Annotated in this window: 14 protein-coding genes; 8 read left to right on the top strand and 6 right to left on the bottom strand. The window is 37.6% G+C overall.

What is annotated here, in order from left to right:
- The first annotated feature begins 40 nt into the window (after positions 1-40).
- The 3 genes from AVFI_RS08060 to hsdR are packed head-to-tail and all read left to right on the top strand — an operon-like array spanning position 41 to position 5,324.
- Positions 41-1,525, top strand: a complete 1,485-nt coding sequence (locus tag AVFI_RS08060; protein ID WP_188863922.1) for a class I SAM-dependent DNA methyltransferase — start codon at positions 41-43, stop codon at positions 1,523-1,525.
- Positions 1,525-2,715, top strand: a complete 1,191-nt coding sequence (locus tag AVFI_RS08065) for a restriction endonuclease subunit S (RefSeq protein WP_188863921.1) — start codon at positions 1,525-1,527, stop codon at positions 2,713-2,715. Before AVFI_RS08060 ends, AVFI_RS08065 begins: the two co-directional genes overlap by 1 nt.
- A gap of 35 nt (positions 2,716-2,750) precedes the next feature.
- A complete protein-coding gene (gene hsdR, locus AVFI_RS08070; RefSeq protein ID WP_199414915.1) occupies positions 2,751-5,324 on the top strand; it encodes an EcoAI/FtnUII family type I restriction enzme subunit R in 2,574 nt (857 codons plus the stop codon).
- Positions 5,325-5,416: 92 nt separating this feature from the next.
- Here the strand turns inward: hsdR and AVFI_RS08075 are convergent, their stop codons facing one another.
- From AVFI_RS08075 to AVFI_RS08095, 5 genes are all read right to left on the bottom strand, one after another.
- Positions 5,417-5,908 carry a VOC family protein gene (locus AVFI_RS08075; RefSeq protein ID WP_054776165.1) on the bottom strand — a complete coding sequence of 164 codons (492 nt, stop codon included), beginning with the start codon at positions 5,906-5,908 and terminating at the stop codon, positions 5,417-5,419.
- Positions 5,909-6,019: 111 nt separating this feature from the next.
- Positions 6,020-7,393, bottom strand: coding sequence for a tyrosine-type recombinase/integrase (locus AVFI_RS08080; RefSeq protein ID WP_199414914.1), 1,374 nt, complete (start codon positions 7,391-7,393; stop codon positions 6,020-6,022).
- Positions 7,380-7,958, bottom strand: coding sequence for a hypothetical protein (locus tag AVFI_RS08085; protein WP_236782100.1), 579 nt, complete (start codon positions 7,956-7,958; stop codon positions 7,380-7,382). The genes AVFI_RS08080 and AVFI_RS08085 overlap by 14 nt, the downstream gene beginning before the upstream one ends.
- Before the next feature lie 10 nt (positions 7,959-7,968).
- Positions 7,969-10,413 carry an integrase gene (locus AVFI_RS08090; RefSeq protein ID WP_188863960.1) on the bottom strand — a complete coding sequence of 815 codons (2,445 nt, stop codon included), beginning with the start codon at positions 10,411-10,413 and terminating at the stop codon, positions 7,969-7,971.
- Positions 10,407-12,761 (bottom strand): hypothetical protein, encoded by a 2,355-nt coding sequence (locus tag AVFI_RS08095; protein ID WP_252653949.1) that lies wholly within the window; start codon positions 12,759-12,761, stop codon positions 10,407-10,409. The genes AVFI_RS08090 and AVFI_RS08095 overlap by 7 nt, the downstream gene beginning before the upstream one ends.
- A 169-nt stretch (positions 12,762-12,930) precedes the next feature.
- Between AVFI_RS08095 and AVFI_RS08100 the strand changes: the two genes are divergently transcribed.
- Positions 12,931-13,680, top strand: coding sequence for an amino acid ABC transporter ATP-binding protein (locus tag AVFI_RS08100; protein WP_012533544.1), 750 nt, complete (start codon positions 12,931-12,933; stop codon positions 13,678-13,680).
- Positions 13,681-13,898: 218 nt separating this feature from the next.
- On the top strand, positions 13,899-14,561 hold the full coding sequence (locus AVFI_RS08105) for a Bax inhibitor-1/YccA family protein (protein ID WP_005419742.1): 663 nt from the start codon (positions 13,899-13,901) through the stop codon (positions 14,559-14,561).
- Between the two features lie 92 nt (positions 14,562-14,653).
- Here AVFI_RS08105 and AVFI_RS08110 read toward each other — a convergent pair whose 3' ends face one another.
- The gene (locus AVFI_RS08110; protein WP_005419744.1) at positions 14,654-15,679 is read right to left on the bottom strand and encodes a tetratricopeptide repeat protein; all 1,026 of its coding nucleotides are present in this window, start codon (positions 15,677-15,679) and stop codon (positions 14,654-14,656) included.
- A gap of 239 nt (positions 15,680-15,918) precedes the next feature.
- Between AVFI_RS08110 and AVFI_RS08115 the strand changes: the two genes are divergently transcribed.
- From AVFI_RS08115 to AVFI_RS08125, 3 genes are all read left to right on the top strand, one after another.
- Positions 15,919-18,276, top strand: a complete 2,358-nt coding sequence (locus AVFI_RS08115) for an ATP-binding protein (protein ID WP_017018544.1) — start codon at positions 15,919-15,921, stop codon at positions 18,274-18,276.
- A gap of 1 nt (position 18,277) precedes the next feature.
- The gene (locus AVFI_RS08120; RefSeq protein ID WP_012533532.1) at positions 18,278-19,153 is read left to right on the top strand and encodes a mechanosensitive ion channel family protein; all 876 of its coding nucleotides are present in this window, start codon (positions 18,278-18,280) and stop codon (positions 19,151-19,153) included.
- A gap of 138 nt (positions 19,154-19,291) precedes the next feature.
- Positions 19,292-19,987, top strand: coding sequence for a tetratricopeptide repeat protein (locus tag AVFI_RS08125; RefSeq protein ID WP_065598060.1), 696 nt, complete (start codon positions 19,292-19,294; stop codon positions 19,985-19,987).
- Positions 19,988-20,007: the final 20 nt, after the last annotated feature.

Below are 20,007 nucleotides of genomic sequence, written 5' to 3' on the forward strand. Positions count from 1 at the left end.
CTTCTTCCCATAACTTAGCCGCTATCAGGACACTCAAAACATGTTTGAACAAGTATTCAAGAACGTTGATGACATCTTCCATAAAGATGCAGGTTGCTCTTCTGAGCTAGATTACACAGAACAGTCTTCATGGATGCTGTTTTTAAAGTACCTTGACGATCTTGAGTTCACCAAATCCCAAGAAGCGGAAATGATGATGGAAACTTACGAGTACATCATCGAAGAACAATTCCGTTGGAGTAACTGGGCTGCGCCTAAAGATGCAGATGGTAAGTTTGATCATAACAACGCCTTAACGGGTGATGACCTGATGGATTTTGTGGATGGCAAGCTTTTCCCATACTTAAAAGGCTTTAAGCAACGTGCTGATAGCGCAAACACCATCGAATACAAAATTGGTGAGATTTTTAGCGAGATAAAAAACAAGATTCAAAGTGGTTATTCACTGCGTGACGCATTGGAAAAAATTGATACATTACGTTTTCGCTCACAGCAAGAAAAACACGAACTGAGCCACTTGTATGAAGCTAAAATTAAAAACATGGGTAACGCAGGTCGTAACGGTGGTGAATACTATACGCCGCGCCCATTAATCCGAGCGATGATCGATGTCGTTCAGCCTAAAATCGGTGAAACTATTTACGATGGCGCAGCAGGTTCTGCGGGGTTCTTGTGTGAAGCCTTTGATTATCTACGTCAAGGTGGCCGCGAAAAAGTAAAATTAAGCACCACTGACTTAGCGACACTGCAAAAAGATACGTTTTATGCCAAGGAGAAAAAATCTCTGGCGTATGTTATCGCTATCATGAACATGATTTTGCACGGCATTGAAGCGCCTAACGTATTACACACCAATACACTGTCTGAAAATCTGCAAGATATTCAACCAAGCAGTCAACACGACATCATTCTGGCTAACCCGCCATTTGGTGGAAAAGAGCGTAAAGAGGTTCAAGAGAACTTCCCTATCCAAACGGGCGAAACAGCATTTTTGTTTTTGCAGCACTTTATCAAAATGCTTAAACCCGGTGGCCGTGCGGCTGTAGTTATTAAAAATACCTTTTTAAGTAATACCGATAAAGCGGCAATTGCACTGCGTAAGGAACTACTTGAAAACTGTAACTTGCATACAGTACTCGATTGCCCTGGTGGTACGTTCTTAGGTGCAGGTGTAAAAACCGTGGTGCTGTTCTTTACCAAAGGCGAACCTACGCTTAATACATGGTTTTATGAGCTAAATGTCGGTCGTAACATGGGTAAAACAAACCCACTAAACGACAAAGATTTAGAAGACTTTGTTAAGCTGCAAAAAGCCGCTATGGGTGATTTGAAAAAAGGGGTTTCAGATAAATCATGGTCATTAGCAATTAGTGATATTGATGAAAACACCTATGACCTATCGGTTAAAAACCCGAATGTTGCAGAAGACGCACCACTGCGTGAGCCTAAAGCTATTATTGATGACATTATTAAACTTGATAAAGAATCTGAAGCGATTTTAGCTAAGATTCAGGAGTTGTTGTAATGGAGTGGTCAAATCAATCTTTAGGTGATTTCTGTGAGGTAATTGCAGGTCAATCACCTCAAGGTAAATATTACAATACTGAGGTGGAAGGCTTACCTTTTTATCAAGGGAAAAAGGAGTTTGGTGACCGTTTTATAGGTGCTCCACAAAAATGGACGACAAAAGTCACGAAAGAAGCACAAGCTGGTGATATTTTAATGTCAGTAAGGGCACCTGTTGGCCCTATTAATTTCTCAACACAGAATATTTGTATTGGCCGAGGTCTAGCTGCAATTAGACCGAGTGAAAAGCTAAATAAAGACTTCTTATATTATTACTTATTATCTAAACAAGATGAGATAACAGGTAATGAAGGGGCTGTATTTGCATCAATTAATAAAAAGCAAATAGAGTCATTAAGCTTTTCGTATGTAAATTTAGTGGAACAAAAGCGCATTGTGGCATTGCTCGATACTGTATTTTCCGACTTAGAACAAACCCGTGCTAAAACCGAACAAAACCTAAAAAACGCCCGCGAGTTATTTGATAGCTACTTGCAACAAGTGTTTAGCCAGAAAGGTGAAGGTTGGGTTGATTTACCCCTAGGAGATATTTGTAATTTTAAGCATGGATTTGCATTTAAATCTGAGTTTTTTGTAGATAAATCGAAGTTGATATTATTAACTCCAGGTAGCTTCTACGAAGATGGTGGATATAGATATAGAGGTGAGAAAACAAAATATTATGAAGGTGATTTTCCTGCTGAGTATTTACTTAAAAAAGGTGACCTTCTGGTTGCTATGACGGAACAAGCAGTAGGTTTACTAGGCTCTTCTGCTTTAGTACCTGAAAATAATACCTTTCTTCATAATCAGCGTTTAGGATTGGTTGAACTTACACCTGAGTTTAAAAATAAAGTCAGTTTGAAATTTTTATTTCATCTATTTAATACAAAAAATTTCAGAGCAAAGGTTCAAGAGACCGCTACAGGATTAAAGGTTCGACATACGTCACCAAAAAAAATGCAGGTGATATCTGTTCCAATTTTAAATGATGTGATTGAGCAGGAATTGATTGCGCAAAAGTTATTTGAAGCTAAAGAAAGGGTTATTGAGCTTGAAGCAATTTACCAGCAAAAATTAGACTCGATAGACGAACTTAAAAAGTCCATCTTACAAAAAGCCTTTAGCGGTGAATTAACTCACGATTAAGCATCAGTCTAAACAGTAAACACAAGGTAAGTGTCATGAGTAGAAATGAATCTGAAACCCGTGCTGAGTTAATCTCGCCTAAATTGACGGTCGATGGTTGGGGTAAAGCTGATCACAGCATTATTCGCCGAGAGGTGAGTATTACTGCTGGCCGTATTTTGGGCGGCGGTAAACGTGGCTCAAAACTCAGTGCTGATTACGTTTTAGAGTTTCAAGGCCGTAAACTCGCTGCTGTTGAAGCCAAACGTGAAAGCCTAAGTTACACCGAAGGTGTACGCCAAGCCAAAGACTACGCCGAGCGTTTACAGTGCCGTTTCGCTTATGCCACAAATGGTCATGACATTTACCAAATAGACATGCTGACGGGTGAAGAACAGCTCGTTAACCGCTATTTAAGCCCTGAAGAGATGTGGGCGATTGCATTTAATGGTGATGACGGTAAAGCCGAGCCAGCGTTTACGAGCACTTGGCGTGAAAACTTTGCAAAAATCCCCTTTGAATGTAAAGGCGATTGGCAACCTCGTTATTACCAAGAAAACGCCATTAACCAAGCGTTAGAGGCAATAGCAAAAGGCAAAGACCGTATTCTACTCACACTTGCAACAGGCACGGGTAAAACCTGTATTGCCTTTCAATTGTCATGGAAGCTGTTTAATAGTCGTTGGAGTTTACAAGCGGCTAAGAACCCAAGTAATGCTAAAAAACGCCCACGTATTCTATTTTTAGCCGACCGTAATGTATTAACCAAACAAGCCTTTAACGACTTCGGCGCTTTTGGTGAAGATGCCGTCGTGCGTATTACTCCAAGTGAAATCAAAAAAGCCAAGGGTGTACCTAAAAACGCCAGTATCTTTATGGCAATTTTCCAAACCCTAATGACCGACTCTGCAAATAAACACAGCTTAAATGCAGAAGAAGTTGAAGATGAAGAATTTGAACAAGCGGTAATAACAGATACAAGCAACTGTAACTTCAGACAATACCCAGAAGACTTTTTCGATTTTATCATTATTGATGAGTGTCACCGAGGCGGTGCGAATGATGAGAGTTCGTGGCGCGATATTCTAGATTATTTCTCTCCTGCGGTGCAGTTAGGTTTAACAGCAACACCAAAACGTACTGACAATGCCGATAGTTATAAATACTTTGGTGAGCCAGTTTACAGCTATACCTTAAAACAAGGCATTAACGATGGTTTTTTAACGCCATTTAAGGTGTATCCGATAGTCGGCACCATGGATGAGTATGTTTACACACCTGGCGATGCTGTTACGTTTAAAGGCGAGCCTGAAGCTGGCAAAGTTTACAAAGAAGGGGACTTTAACCGCATCATAGTAATGCCGCAGCGTGAGCAAAAGCGTGTGCAGTATTGGATGGATCATATTAACCCATCTGAGAAAAGCATCGTGTTTTGTGCCACACAAGAACACGCAGGTATGGTACGTGATTTAATCAATCAATATGCAGTAAAAAAAGGGTGGACGACTAACCCAAGCTATTGTGTGCGTATTACTGCAAATGATGGTGCAGCAGGCGAAAATGATCTTCGCACATTCTGTGATAATGAAAAAACCATTCCGACCATTTTAACTACTTCACGCAAGTTATCGACAGGCGTAGATGCCCGTAATGTGCGAAACATTGTGTTAATGCGTGAATGTAAAAACATGATTGAGTTTAAGCAGATCATTGGCCGTGGTACGCGGATGTATGATGGGAAGTCATTCTTCACCGTGTATGATTTTGTAAAAGCCCATCATAATTTTTCTGATCCTGAATGGGACGGTGAGCCGTTACCACCAGACGAAAAACCAGAGCAAGAGCCATGTGATATCTGCAATCACAATCCATGTAGTTGCGTATGTGAAACCTGTGGATTTAACCCGTGTAACTGCGTCATAGAAGATCCTGACGTGCTTTGTGGCAAATGTTTTCACTCTCCTTGTCAATGTATTGTAGAACCTTGCAATAACTGCGGAAACTCGCCGTGTAGTTGCCCTATAGGTGATGATGAAGACGATACGGGTAAACCAGAGAAGATATTCATTACGTTAACCGATGGAAAAGTGCGTCAAATACAGCACATGAAGAGTGTGTTGTTTATGGGAGCCGATGGCGCAATGCTGACAGCCAAACAGTTCGTTGAGCAATTGTTTGGGGACTTACCAAGGTTTTTTGCTAATGAAGATGAGTTACGTGAGATATGGAGTAATCCAAATACCCGTGAAAAGCTATTAGCTGATTTATATGAAGCTGGGTACGACGATGAAAAACTCGATAGCATGAAAGATATTATCGATGCCAAAGACAGTGACGTATACGACTTATTATCTTTTGTGGCTTACGCTAGAGATACGCATACACGTAAAGAGCGTGTCGCCATTGCGAAACCGGCTATTTCAAGTCATTTTTCCTATAAACAAGTTGAGTTTATAGAATTCATTTTGGATAAATATATTGAAGATGGTGTACAAGAACTAGCTGCACAGAAAATGCGTAGTTTGGTTGAGCTTAAATACAATACGATTAGTGATGCAGCCGTAGAGTTTGGATCTCCTTTGGCGATACGAGACACGTTTATTGGGTTTCAGAAGTATTTGTATGAGTAGAGGCTATTGACCACAACAACCCATACTACAACGTAGATAAAAAGAAGCAGTATTGCTAACAACGAGTAATACTGCTTTTATGACTCTATTTATTACTCATAATCTGACGCATATGTATCTTCGTAAGAGTGTGAGTAAAATTCAAATAAGTTGCCAAATGGGTCTTCTAGGTAAACCATTTGTGCTTGCTTTGAATCGTCTTCTGGATGGTATCGCATGATATCCATACGAACCTTACCTCCGAACTCTTCAACACGTTTAATAGCTGAATCAAATTGCTCTTTTGGCAGTTGTAAACAGAAATGGAAAATGCCTAGACGAGAGAAATCAACTTCATGACGTTCTTGGCGATCTTTCATTTCAAATAACTCAACACCAATACCATCAGTTGTTACAAGATGAGCAATGTTAAAACCTTTAAAGCCTTCACCGAATACCGCGATACACATGCGGCCAATCGCACTTTCACGCTCTTCAATAACCTTGGTATTGTTCATTACAATGCGAAGACCTAAAGCTTTAGTGTAGAACTCTACTGCTTTATCCATATTTCCGACCATTAGGCCAACATGATTCATTTTCATTACTTTCTCCAAATATTTATGTAATTGTTTTGATGTGAGAAGTATAGGTAAATAATCCTGAAATTAATAATTATCAATAATTATATTTTTGATAACAAAAAATTATAAAGCTTAGTGTTTCATGGGTTTTTCTTCAGTGCATTTCTTAATATCGGATTTAAATGCATTTAATAAACTTTTGATCTCAATAAGAGCTGCAGTAGTTTTTAATTCCTTTTTGAGTATCTGTTCTTCTAATACTGCAATCTGACGCTCCATCAACTTTACACTACTTGATAGCGATACTGCGTTATAAACAGTCGTATAGCCATTTAAATCAGCGAACACTAAGTCTATATAAGTATCTAATGAATTTAAGTTAGTGTGGCCTGTCCATTGCTGCAATTGTTGCTTAAAGGTAGCAGTGTGTAATAAGCGCCTTCTGAAATCATCTTTATTGTTTATTTCAGCATCAGTGAGAATTAGTTCTTTGAGTTTATCAGTGACAAATGCATGTCTCCACAAATGAGGGCTGATGGCTCCTTCTATCCCTAATTCTTTCTGCCAGTTGTTTATGTAGGTTGTCCAAGAGCCTGCTGCAATCGGTTTGCCTGTTGTTAAGCTGATAAAAAGAAAGTCATGTTTAACCTTCTTTTTCTTCATGATTTTTTTTCTAACTTTTCCGTAATCACTAATACTTGCTAGTAAAATATTGGGGACTGGGACATAACGCGTAGTTTTGTCATCCTGTCGCTTCAAGGTAATTAATTTAAGTGAACCCGTTCGCCTAGCTTCCTCATAGTCACTCCACTTCATTAAACTCAATTCTTCAACACGAGCTCCAGTTTGTTCCATGGTTGTATAAAGCGCCATATCACGCTTGCGTTTGTCTTTTGATGTTTGAAGCTTGATATATTGCCAAATTTTTATGGCATCCTCTTCTGATACTGGATGGCGTTTCTTTTTTGCATCTGGAGTAGGAAAAGCAGAATGAGTGTACTTTACCCCTTCACTAAAACCTTTGTATCCCTCAGGTTTACGTTTGTAGTTTTTTTTCAATATTCGAATCGAGTTGCTTTTATCTGTTCCAATAAAATTACTTAGGTCATGGAATGACTGCACAAAAAGCAAAAAATCGATACAACTATGGGCTATGGTAATCACCGTGTTATTCGACTTTTTCAGCTCACCGTTAGCTTTACGTTCTACCTGTAGCCCCTGAATAAACAGCCTAAAGGTTGAATCATTAAGTTGGCTGAATTTAGTGATGCTAGGTTGATTCTCAACAAAACGAACCAAGGTATTAATGTTGTGCGCTTTACTACGAAGAGTGCCTTGCTTTTTGTTTGTCACAACCAAATAGTGAATGTAAGCATTTGCCTCAACACACGGTAGATGGTTGCTGTAAGTTATAAAAGGGATGTTGATGGGCTTGCGAAATTGAAGTTTCTTGTCAAACCCAATATGAGTCCATTGTTTATGGTTATTTAGCTTATGTAGTGGCATCTAGAAACCTTGTAAATTCAGTTATAAACTTATTAAAATCATCAGATTGTTGTGCGTGACTGAGTTTCACTTCGAGTCTTGCGTTTACTTCTTTGTACAATTCGATACGCTGGTCAAGAGTACCGTTGTGCACTGCCAATGTTTTAGCTTGAGAGTGAAGTTCATCAACTACTGTTGTTAAATTAAAGCAAGCAAAGCGCATTGCAATTAGCTGCTCTTCCAACTCATCTATTTTTAGTTTTAAACCTGTTATAGATTGCTTGTTTGGTTTTCCTGTTTTTTCTGAATGCAGAGCAGCTTCTATAGCAGCCTTAGCGTTAATTCTTAACTTATCCAGACCTAAAAAACCTCTATCCAAAAGAGCTTCAGAGACGCTTTTTACGGTATTCAGCGAACATGAGAATATTTGTCTATCTGGGTTTTCAAGTTTCGCTATAGCTGCTTGAGATTTCAGTGCCTTATATAGCTCAGCATCGCCTTTATAGCCATGAGGATCTTTGATAATTTCGAGTAGAAGCTTTTCGGTTTCAAATACCTTAGTTTGGTTTTTTTCTTTTGCTTTCATTGAGAATCCCCTAATCAAGGTCTTTTATTTTTAGTATTAAGTTAAATGTTCGTACTTCGTCACCATTAGCTTCAGTAATCGTAAAAAACTCTGGCTCTAATGTGATCGAACCTACTTCAAGCATATCTATGATTTCATTTTCGATGGCTTGTTCTTTCTGTATTTGACTGATATGCGGTATGGTTTTATAGGATTCATCCTTATAGTATTCACTGGCATCACTCAAAGTACTGAGCTCTACAGCTTTAGCTTCGTTGCCTAACACACGCCTTGCAATGACTTTACGCAATTCTTCAATTTCGATGGTATTGTGAAGTTCGGATGAAGGGTCAATTATGCTGCGAGTTATGGTTGTGGCTTTAACACCTGTAAGAACTACACCTGACTCTGATTCTGAAATATAGTGATATAAGTGCTCTATGTCTGAATGAGCGAGCATCCAACGTAAAGACTCCATTCCTTTAAAGCGCTTAGACCAGAAAAAAACCATTGCAAAAAATCGTCTAAGTTGATGTTGGCGTACATAGTTACGGCGATATTCACCTGTGTCATATTGCACCAAAGGTGTTTCAAAGTAGTCACATACAGCATTAAGGTGGTTATTAAAGCTTCGGTAGTTCAAACTACTGAACCTACAAGTCCTCGAAGTTAAACAATTAAATAGAGATAGGGGACCGTTGTTTAATTTTCGTCGAATGACTTCAATGTTGAACTGCTCTAGTTGCCAAATCAGTTTTGCGATAGACCGTGGTATTGGTCTCTTTGCTGTTTCATTTCTTCCTTTGTTTCCACCAATCCCTGTCTTTTTAATATTGAACTTTAAGCTGTAGTTGGATGTTGATCCTTTATCGGTGAATGGATTGATATTGGGTGACAAGTTACCATGAGCTTTAAGTTTTATGAGTTCATCTTGTCTCCTTGCCATAATTACACCCACAAGGATTTGAATAGAGCCTTGCAGAATATCAAATAGATCGAACAGACTCTCGTTAGCCCTGATTCTTTTGTGCCGATCTAGAATATTTATATCAAATACGTGAATTTGCTTAATGCCCTTAGCAAGGTAATCACTGCTCAAAAAATTCATTGCTTCACTATGGAACCAATCTTTACGTTCCGTTGTTGGTAAGTTATCTCGTAGAACTTCGGTAAATTCCTTCACTTTTTTAGCCGATTTAGACCGGTTTTTACGTTTTGCTACCGACTTCGATGCCCCCTTCGTTACGCTTTGTAAAATCTCACTGAGTAGAGATGTTTCATTTGAATTAGTTACGTCATCTTTGGGTAAATGTTCTTTGGTAAACTCGTAACATTGGCGAATTAAATTAAAAACAAACTCAGGAGAAAGTGTGCGTGTCCTTCCTGCCTTTTTCAGCTTAACAAGTTCATTTTGACTCACACTGACTGCGGTTATGTGTTGACCGAGAATATTGGGAGAGCAGGCATTATTTCGTTCAAAGTTGGTATAAATAAAGCGAATAGCATTTATGTAGTCTGAAATTACTTTCTGAGTTAGCTCAGAACTTGTATTTTTATTTGCTATAGCAGCGTATTCTGTCGTGAGTAAATGACCTTTTAAGCTCAACTCAGGGTATGCAGGAAGTACAAAATCGGTTGATAGGATGGTGCCATTGAATAGTAATGAAGCCAAAATAGAGGAATTTCCTTGAAGTCTAGGAGACCCACCCTCGAGCCTGTAGTAACCTTGCTCATAGAGCCACGCACAAGCTTTGGCTTTATCATTTAATGATAGCTTTATTTCATCACTAGCTAGGCTCTTAGATAAATATGGGTATTTTTTTTTGAATTGTTCCGCTTGCTCACTTGTAATGTTTAAGCTTTCTTTGTTTAAAAGTTTCTCGAGATTAATATCAGGTCTATAAATTCCTGAAAAACTTCCTTGGATGGCTATTTGTATAAGGATATTCAGCCAAAAATCATCGTTTACATTGACTAATTGAAACTTTGCAAGCTTTAATGATTTAGAGTGTAGTAATATTGCGTTAACTAAGTGAATGACAGTATTAAACCTTCCATATGCGGTTCTTACGGCAATTAATTTTCCGCCATTTTCTAACGGATTATCGATAGCGACTATCCAATATTTGAAACTATTTAATAGTTTTTTGTGCTTGATGGCTGTTAGTCGCTCGCCATCGTCAAGATAAACAGCACTCCAATTTAACTCCTTTGTTTTAGTATCAAATTTTTTCCTTGTTTTTTGTTCATCACTGGTAAAGTCAATTAACCATACATCATCATCAAAATCAGAAAGTAACCACCAAGGTTTACGGTCATTGTATTCATAAACTCCTGTGTATATATTGGTTAGTTTTTGTAATGCACGATAATCATTGCTGGCAATTGACTCTTGAATCAGTTGCTCTAACTCTTGCGAACCCAAGCTTTCAAAACTCAGCTTTTCATCAAAAATTTTCTCGATAAGTCTTAACATGTTATTGCTCCACGAATTAAGTTAATATCTAATGCGTTTTGATTAGCGTCATGGAGCATTGATGCAAGCTCTGTATCAGAACGATACTGCTCAGTAGAAAGAGAGTTAAGGATAAACACCGCTGACTCGTACCAATCGTTTACAATATCTAAAAATGTATGTTTATTTTCTTCATTTTCTACAATCGCCCTAATTGCTATGAGTAACTGTAATAACGATGTCGAAATTAGAAATGAGATTTCGTCGAAGCTGGACTCTTTTATGCTTCTTTCATCAGTTTGCTCTTGAAGTCTGCAATCAAAGTGAGGAGGCAGATGACCAAGACCATGATTACGAAGAAACTCTTCAATATCTTCAGCCGTCAAATCGGTAGCATCGAGTAGATATGGTGAGTTCTTCATCGCTTCAAGAATAATTGCATTCTGGAATTGACGTATCCAACGATCATTAAAAAAGTCCATGAGTGGTTTGGGGAGGTATGAAGCCAATAATACCAAGTCTTTTTTCTTGTGTCCCAAAGCCTCAGCTACAGCATCCATAGAACAGGTTTCAAGGTAAATCTGAAGGCCTCTATGTTTACGAATTGAGCGTAGAGATATTAATTTGGCGAGCTTTATTGCATTACATGGTGTCATTAAACTACTAGATTCAACTAGTAATGGGTTACTTATCCACTCTAAATATTGCGAAGCATTATTGATAATATTTATAGAGCTGATATGTTTGACCTCTGTTGTCGATGCAGTGAGAAGCATTTTTCTCCAAGCGGCCTTACCACTTGCCTTTAATTGCTTACGAGCAAACGACGTATGCTCAATCAAATACTCGACCACAACTTTTGAACGATCATTTAAAACAACGGATTGCTGGGCAGTGATTATTCCTTTCCTATCTTTGTTGCTCACCGCTATATACTGATTATTCGATTTCTTAAAACCTGCTTGTTTTCCATTTTTATCGTACAGTTCCCATGTTTCTAGCCATGCCGGAGTAATTTCAGGGTGTTCCATTACAAGTAATGTTAATAGGACTGCCAAAGAGGAAGTTGTAGGAAGATTTAATTCTTCCAACAAAATACTATTTTTACCTTGGAAACCTAAAAAATTAATGTAATTACCAAATTTTTTCGGATTAAAACCATGTGTATAAAAAGTTGCTACTGTATTGGCAAGGTTATTCTCACCAACAAAGCCTCGATATTTATGGTCGTTTTTAGTTCCCAAAAGGGGTTTAGCATTGCCTGTTTTGATAAAAATAGCGTTTCGTTTAGTTCTTTCTTTAAATTCTTTAAATTTTGTCATACATATTTGGTGAATGTACGCTAAGTCGTCATCAATCTTTGATTTGATAATTGATATCGCTTCTTCATCGTTAATTTTAATAGGTATATCTACAAACCAACGTTGCTTTTCCTTTTCCGTCGCTTGAGCGCCTACTGAAAATGTTGGAGCGGTATCTTTGGGATATTTCCACTTTGGAACAATAAACGGTTTTATGGGGAGATCAAATATACCAGTATCAATAAAGGATTCAGTATATATCTTTACAATTTTGTGCCAATAAGAAAAAAATGTTTTGGGCTCATTACCTCTCGATAAATGTGAGGCGAACCATACATTCATTATATCGTTGAAGAAGCTTTGAACGTGGCTACGGCTAAGACATTTTTTAATTTCATCGTGATTTGGACATACTAAAACCATCGCTTCAAAAAACGCTTTTATATATATAACATAAGTTTGTAAGCTTCTTTTCTTTTGGGTATGCCCATAGTCAATTAATGCCTTGTGAACTTGCGCCGTAAATTCAACCCCATATGTGGTATAGATAGAATTAAGGTGTAACTCAAATTCAGTACCATCTTTTGAGAGTACTTGCCATCCGTTAAGGTAATTAAGTTTATTTCTATCAACATTCAACTCGTTGAAGCTATTTATACACTTTTGTATATCATCACTGACTTCAAGCCTACTTATTTTCAAGTCATTGAAGTTAAGGTGCTTATCCGCCGCAATTGTTTTGAAAATTTTTTTAAATACACACAGGTATATGTAATTAGTGCTGAGTAAACTTTGATTTTCTTGATATATAAAGCCAACAAATAGTTCAAAGTGTTTGTTGAAATTATCATCACAATTTAATATATCAATTGCGGTATAGCTGTTAGGTTTAGTTAAGAAACAGAATGATGAGTAAATATTCAAAAAAAACTTTTTCTTGTAATTAACAGTGCTAGTTTGGACTATCCGAGCAAAGTAATCATAATATTCAGGTGATAACGCATTACTTAGCAAAGATAGTTCCCTTAAGATACTTGCTCTCATATCTAACCTTTCATTTATTGACATATAATAATCAGATTAGTCGATGTTTGATAGTTGTCAACATGATAGGTTGGTTTTTAAATCTATTAAACCATTGTTATTTAGCTGGTTTTATTGGCTTTGACTAGTTTTTAATATTGGGATTAGTAGGCGTCACAAGCGATAATTAACAGAATTCAAGGAAGTAGCAATTATGGAAAATCAACAAGATTATATGATCCAACTAGAAGACATGAACAAATGGTATGGTCAATTTCATGTTTTAAAAAACATTAACTTAAAGGTTAAAAAAGGCGAAAAGATCGTTATTTGTGGACCTTCTGGTTCTGGAAAATCAACAATGATCCGCTGTATTAATCGACTAGAAGAGCACCAAAGAGGACACATCTATGTTTCTGGTACAGAATTAACAGAAGATCTAAAAAACATCGAAGCGGTAAGAAAAGAAGTTGGAATGTGTTTTCAGCACTTTAATCTCTTCCCTCACCTAACGGTGTTAGAAAACTGTACTCTCGCTCCTATTTGGGTAAAGAAAATGCCTAAAGCAGAGGCTGAAGCCTTAGCAATGCAATATCTTGAACGTGTAAAGATCCCTGATCAAGCAGATAAATACCCAGGACAACTCTCTGGTGGACAACAACAGCGTGTAGCTATCGCCCGATCATTATGTATGAATCCGCAAGTGATGCTATTTGATGAACCAACATCGGCACTTGACCCTGAAATGGTTCGAGAAGTATTGGATGTAATGGTTGAACTGGCAAGTGAAGGCATGACAATGCTGTGTGTTACACACGAGATGGGCTTTGCTAAAGAAGTGGCAGATAGAGTGATATTTATGGATGCAGGCGAAATCATAGAAGAGAACAACCCTGTCGATTTCTTTGAAAACCCACAATCAGATCGAACTCAATTGTTCTTAAGTCAGATCTTGCATCATTAATGTTTAAATACTAAATCCTCAGGTTAAAGCAGTGATCGTTTGATTGCTGCTTTTTGTTACAGATGCTTACAAACTACATCTGCTAAGTTAATGTACTGATGTAAAATGGTTTCCAGCTCAATAAATTCAAACCGAAAGTCAATTCTATCTTGATTTTTGGAACTATAAGCGCCATAACTGTCTATATAATTATGTCAGTACATTCCAAGGGGAATACGATGAATAATCAAATGTTCAGCCAAACTCATACACAAGAGTCGGCTCTACAAACTAACAAAGTATTACGTAATACTTATTTCTTATTATCAATGACACTACTTTGGTCTGCGGTAGTTGCTGGTGTTTCAATGGCAATGAACCTACCTCGTCCGGGTATCATCATCATGCTTGTTGGCTTCTACGGTCTACTTTTCTTAACGGAAAAAAACCGTAACAACAACATGGGTCTTGTATTTACGTTCTTATTTACAGGCTTCCTAGGCTACACCATTGGTCCAATCCTTAACATGTACATTGGTGCAGGTATGGGTGATGTGATCTTAACTGCACTTGGTGGTACTGCGCTTTCTTTCATGGCAGCATCTGCTTATGCACTAACAACCAAGCGTGACCTATCATTCCTTAACGGTGTGTTATTGGCTGGTTTTGTTGTTCTATTAATTGGTATGGTAGCGAACATCTTCCTACAAATGCCTTTATTACACCTAGCTATGAGCGGTATGTTTATCCTGTTCTCAACGGGTGCAATCTTGCTAACAACACAATCAATCATTCGTGGCGGTGAAACAAACTACATCTCAGCAACGATTACGCTGTATGTTTCTATCTACAATATCTTCATCAGCCTACTAAGCATTCTTGGTATCATGCGTGATGATTAATCGATAATATCGAATAAAAAAAATGCCAGTCAATCGACTGGCATTTTTGTATCTATGGTTTCTCTTATTGTACCAATCACAGTAACTAGGTATTAATTCACATACATAGCACATTCATCATCAATATCTTCTGGTGGGAAATAGTTCTCTCTCACGTAGAATTTATTTAGTAATTTAATCACTGAATGTTTCTTTACTGGTTTTTCTTCCATCAAACCATGCAGCTTTCTCGCTACATTTTGAATGCTTAATAAGTTCTCTAAAGGCAGTATTGCTTCTAGTTCATTCTTTAAATCATGTGCATCTTCATTATGGTTCGCTACCGCTAAATAAGCCCAAATATAAGCGACAGCATTATGCGATGAAGATACCTTTTGGTTATATTGAGCCGCTCTGTATTGTGATTCAGGCGCTTTAAGCTCACCACCACGTTCTGCCCAGTAAATTGCCTTATAAACGTTTTTCTGCGTCCCTATTCCATGGTAATAACAAGAGCTTACCGTTGTCATTGCTTTAGGATCGTCTTGATAAGCCGCTTTTAGCATCCAATAAAACCCTTCAGGGTGTCCATCTTGTTGCTTTTGATACCATTGCGCCAAAAACAGCTGAGACTCTAAATGATTTTGCAGTGCCAGCTTTGTAATTGTTTTCGTTCCAAGCTCTATATCTTTCTCACATCCAGAGCCTGTGAGGTACAACTTACCTAGAGTTAAAGATGCACTGATATCACCTTGGCTATCACCCAGTCTAGCCGCCCAATAATCAGACTTTTCTGTTGCTTCAGGGTCATCATAATTATCATCATATAAGCGCACTAGAGCATAAAAGGCTTGTTGGCTATTTTGTTCTGCCGCTTTTAAGTACCACTTAATCGCTCCATTTTGATCGACCAATTCAAGATCAGCACCTAAAGCTAGCTGAGCTGTAATATTTCCGTTTTTCGCTCGTTGAATTTTGTCCTTTTTATCCGCTTCGTCATCAAACGGAGCAACGGGAGATTTATGACTACTTTGTTGATTTTGTCGAATCGTTAACTTTTTTTTCTTTTCTGTAGTTTGGAAGTGTAAAACCATCAAAACGAGGCACACAACACTACCGAAAAATAAGAACCAATACATATCTATATCATCGAAAAAGGAATACGTTTTTTTGAGGCCTTATTCTAATGATTTTTGTTCTGAATGAGAACGAATACCTGTCGACAAAATGGTAATTAAGGCCACTTTTTACAAAAAAATGCGACAAATTTAAATAAACAAAACATATTCGTTTTTTATTCAATATTCCTAGCTTTGTGACTGGTTTTTTTCAATAAGTTAGCTAAGGTATAATTAAAATTATTATTTATTTGGTTAGTATGAAAGAACTCTATCGTTACGTTTTATTTACTTTTTTGTTGATATTCTCTCAGCTCAGTTTTGCCAATTGGGATCTCATTGATAATCAACCAATAGAGATTAGCGCTCAAGCGACAAATATTGAGGCGGATATTCGTGCACTTCCTGAACAGCATTTTTTTTCAAATAACGATTATGCTCAAGTAAAACGTCTGCTTTCCACTACTATTCTGCAGCAAAAAAAGCATGCTGCGAGTCTTAAAGAGGCATTAACGGCTTATCGAAATGACAGCAGTAATGAAAACTGGATAGCTGTAGAAAACGTTCACCAATCTCTTACTTCACTAAACCTAAGTAAAGAACAATTGCTTAAACTAACGGACACCACAACACGAGAGCAATTAACCGGTTTTGGCCCTTATGGTGTAACTCAATTTTACTCTGAATTGTCGATTACCCAACTTAATATTGAATATTATCTCCATTACCAAATTCGTAGCTTTAAAAGCTTATTAAAAGATTTAACTATTTCACCAGTTCCTATTATTAGTGTCATTTTTAAAGTCCTTTTTGTGTTCTTTATTTTTAGTTGGTGGATGAAAAACAGCACTCGACTTATTAATGATTTCAAAACATCAAAACTAGAAAATACTACAAGTAAACCGAATTTCTTTATCAGAACGATTTGGTATTTAACTCGTGCACATAAAGCAATTGCTTGGTTATTATTAATCACGGTAACGTTACGAATTGTATCTACATTACCGAGCTTACAGCATTTAATATTCTTAGAAATATTCACTTGGTGGATTTTAGGTGGTTCTATTGCCGTCAGCCTTATTCTTGAATTTATTTATCGTAATAGTAAGCACAATAAAAAAGAGATTATTGCTTTGCGACTCTCAACCATCCGTCACTATGTTTGGGGGATAATTGTTGCTGGCGTTATTTTGCAAATATCATCACGTACATTAGGACAAGGAACGATCTATGCGTGGATAAATTCTCTGGTTTATTTATTTTTTATACTTCTTACTATTCATACATTAAGAAAATGGAAACCAACGGTTTTCGAAAGAATCGAGCGTGTCGAACCTGTTCCGATATCGATCCAATGGGCAATACGAAATAAAAATACCTTTTTAATCTCAATTGCTGCTACCGCTTGTGGTGCTGCTTGGTTATCTTGGCGTGCGCTTCAACATTCGATCATTGCTTTATTATCGCAATATGCCGCTTTTAGCCACGCTTTAGCCTACCTATTTAGAATTGAAGTTGCCAAACAAACCGAAGTAGCACGTGAGCAATCCAATCTTGTTCGTGTTAAAGGTACGGCAGCTTTTGATTACATTGCTCCTGGTTCTGAAGATTCAGAGCTTATTGAAGACTATGCTAAAGATGAAATGTCCGCTCTTTCACGTTACTTATTAACCGAAAGTCCTGCGGTATGCGTGCTATCTGGTGAACGTGGTGTAGGTACAACTACCCTTCTTAATCGTATTTTAAATAAAGTAAAAAACGCGACACCGATTTATATTAATTGCCCATACGATGGCTATTCTGCTTTGCTTCCTGAGCTGGCAAAACAATTAGGGCTAGATGAAGAATCAAGTGAGCGTGATATTCTTCAATACCTACGTAACAGCGATACTTGTTATCTGCTTGCATTTGATAGTGCGCAACGGTTAGTAAAACCCAAAGTGAATGGCTTAGCCGATTTAATGAAGCTGACTAATTTATTGCGCCGAGCTCGTAAAAGTCACCGAGTGGTACTGGCTATTGAAAAATCGTGCTGGCGCTTTATTGATCGCGCTCGTGGTGAACGATTACTATTTGATTTAGTCACTTTTATGCCTAAATGGGATGAAAAGCAAATTGGCCAATTATTAGAATCGCGAATTACGTTATCTGAAAACCAACCAACGATTTCATTTGATGGTTTAGTACTACCAAGACAGTGGGATGAAGAGAACTTAACCGAAGAAGAACGAGCGAGAAATGGATTCTATCGTATTCTTTGGGATTACTCTGATGGTAACCCTACGGTAGCTCTTCGCTTCTTTAGACTATCACTTCACCGTGATAAAGACACTGATGCAATTTTGGTTCGTTTATTTAGAGCGCCACACTCTGATGATTTAGAAACCATGCCAAAACCTATGTTGGCGGTGCTTAGATCAATTGTACAGTTGGAGGTCGCCTCTCCTGCCGATGTATGTGATTGTAGCCGCTTAAGTATGGCTGAAGTTATCAGTACACTTCGTTATTTCCAAAGTCGTGGCTACATTGAATGGAGTGATGATAAAGCAAGGATCTCCGATCACTGGTTCCGTCACATTACTAATGTTCTTCATCGTCAACATTTATTGGTGAAATAATATGCTTCGTATTTTTATATTTTTTATAACGCTCGGATTTGGTTCGCTTGCATTTGCAGAAGAAACACAATCCATCGACAACTTACAGCAGTTCGCCAGTCTAATTCGTTGGAGCGGTGTTGCTTTCTCATTTGTTATTGTCTTTGTTGCTTGGTTACTGTTGCGCTTTACCCAATCCATTGTAGATGGAATAAGTAGTCAATTTGCTCAACGTCGAATGTTGATGCAAAAACTGCAATCTTTCTTTCAATTCTTCATTTATATGTCAACGGGTATGGCTGTTTTCATGCTTAGCTTCCGCGTTGATGAGCGAGTATTAGCACTGATTGGTGGTACGATTGCTGTCTCTGTTGGTTTTGCACTGAAAGACTTAACGGCATCATTCATCGCTGGGTTAACGGTAATGATTGATCGCCCTTTCCAAGTAGGTGATCGTGTAACATTTGAAGGAAATTATGGGGATATTATCGCTATCGGTTTACGCTCTGTTCGAATGCAAACTCTAAACGATGACATTATTACTATCCCTAACAACAAATTCTTAAATGAAGTTGCCGTAAGTGGTAACTATGGTGCGTTAGATATGCAAGTTGTCATTCCATTTTATATTGGTATGGACCAAGACATTAATACCGCAAGAGATATTATTCAAGAAGCAGCATCTTCTAGTCGTTATATCCACTTACCTAAGCCTGTGGTTGTGTTAGTGAAACAAACCATTACAGATAATTATTTAGCCATTCAATTAACTTGTAAGGCTTATGTGGTAGACATTAAGTTTGAAAAGCTGTTCGAAACGGATATCACCTTACGTGTTATGCAAGAATTCAGAAAATCAGACATATTCCCACCAGCCATTGCCGTTCAAAACAAATAGTTCTTCAATCAAAGGTAGCATGATTATTCGTGCTACCTATCTCTTTTCTCTTCTTCGACATTCACTTATCGCTCGCCGTACTGTGCTTTTATTGCTAACATACAAACAATAATATTTTGTTAACTCGTTGGTTATGTAATGAAAATACTTTTAAAATCGTTAGTTATATCTGCTTCATTATGCTCACCTTTTGTTCTAGCTAACAGTGAAGCTCATAGTGACTATCTAAAAGGCACAGCTTACTTAAATCAAAATAACTATAAAGAAGCAATTACTTGGTTAACCAGTGCTGCTAATAATGGTTCTATTGAAGCCCAAAACAAAATTGGAACTATTTATGCAAAAGGGATTGGTACTGAAGCAAACACACAGCTTGCTACCCAGTATTTTTTGAAAGCCGCAGCAAACCAAAGCTCTATGGCTTACTATAACCTTGGAAAAATCTACGAATCTGAAGAAAAGTATTCCACATCTATTGATTGGTACAACAAAGCAATTGAAGAAAACAACAGTAATGCAATGAATAACCTTGCAGACTTATATCTTCATGGAAAAGGACTTGTTCAAAATACTCACCAAGCAGAGTTACTGTATATTCAAGCAGCTGAATTAGGTAATGCTACAGCGATGCGTAATCTTGGTTTCTTATACACGAACAATAAAGAAGTTAAACAAGACATGAGCAAAGCGTATTTTTGGTTTAACCTTGCTGCTGAAAAAAACTTCCCAGACGCAGACAAGTACCGTGACTATACCGGGAAAAAGCTAAGTAAAAATAAACGCATTAAAGTTCAAAACGAAGCGCTTGAATGGTTAGAACAACATAACAGTTAATTTATAACCATAAGATAAGC

It is taken from the genome of Aliivibrio fischeri ATCC 7744 = JCM 18803 = DSM 507 (assembly GCF_023983475.1).
In the GTDB taxonomy this organism is placed as follows: Bacteria; Pseudomonadota; Gammaproteobacteria; order Enterobacterales; family Vibrionaceae; genus Aliivibrio; species Aliivibrio fischeri.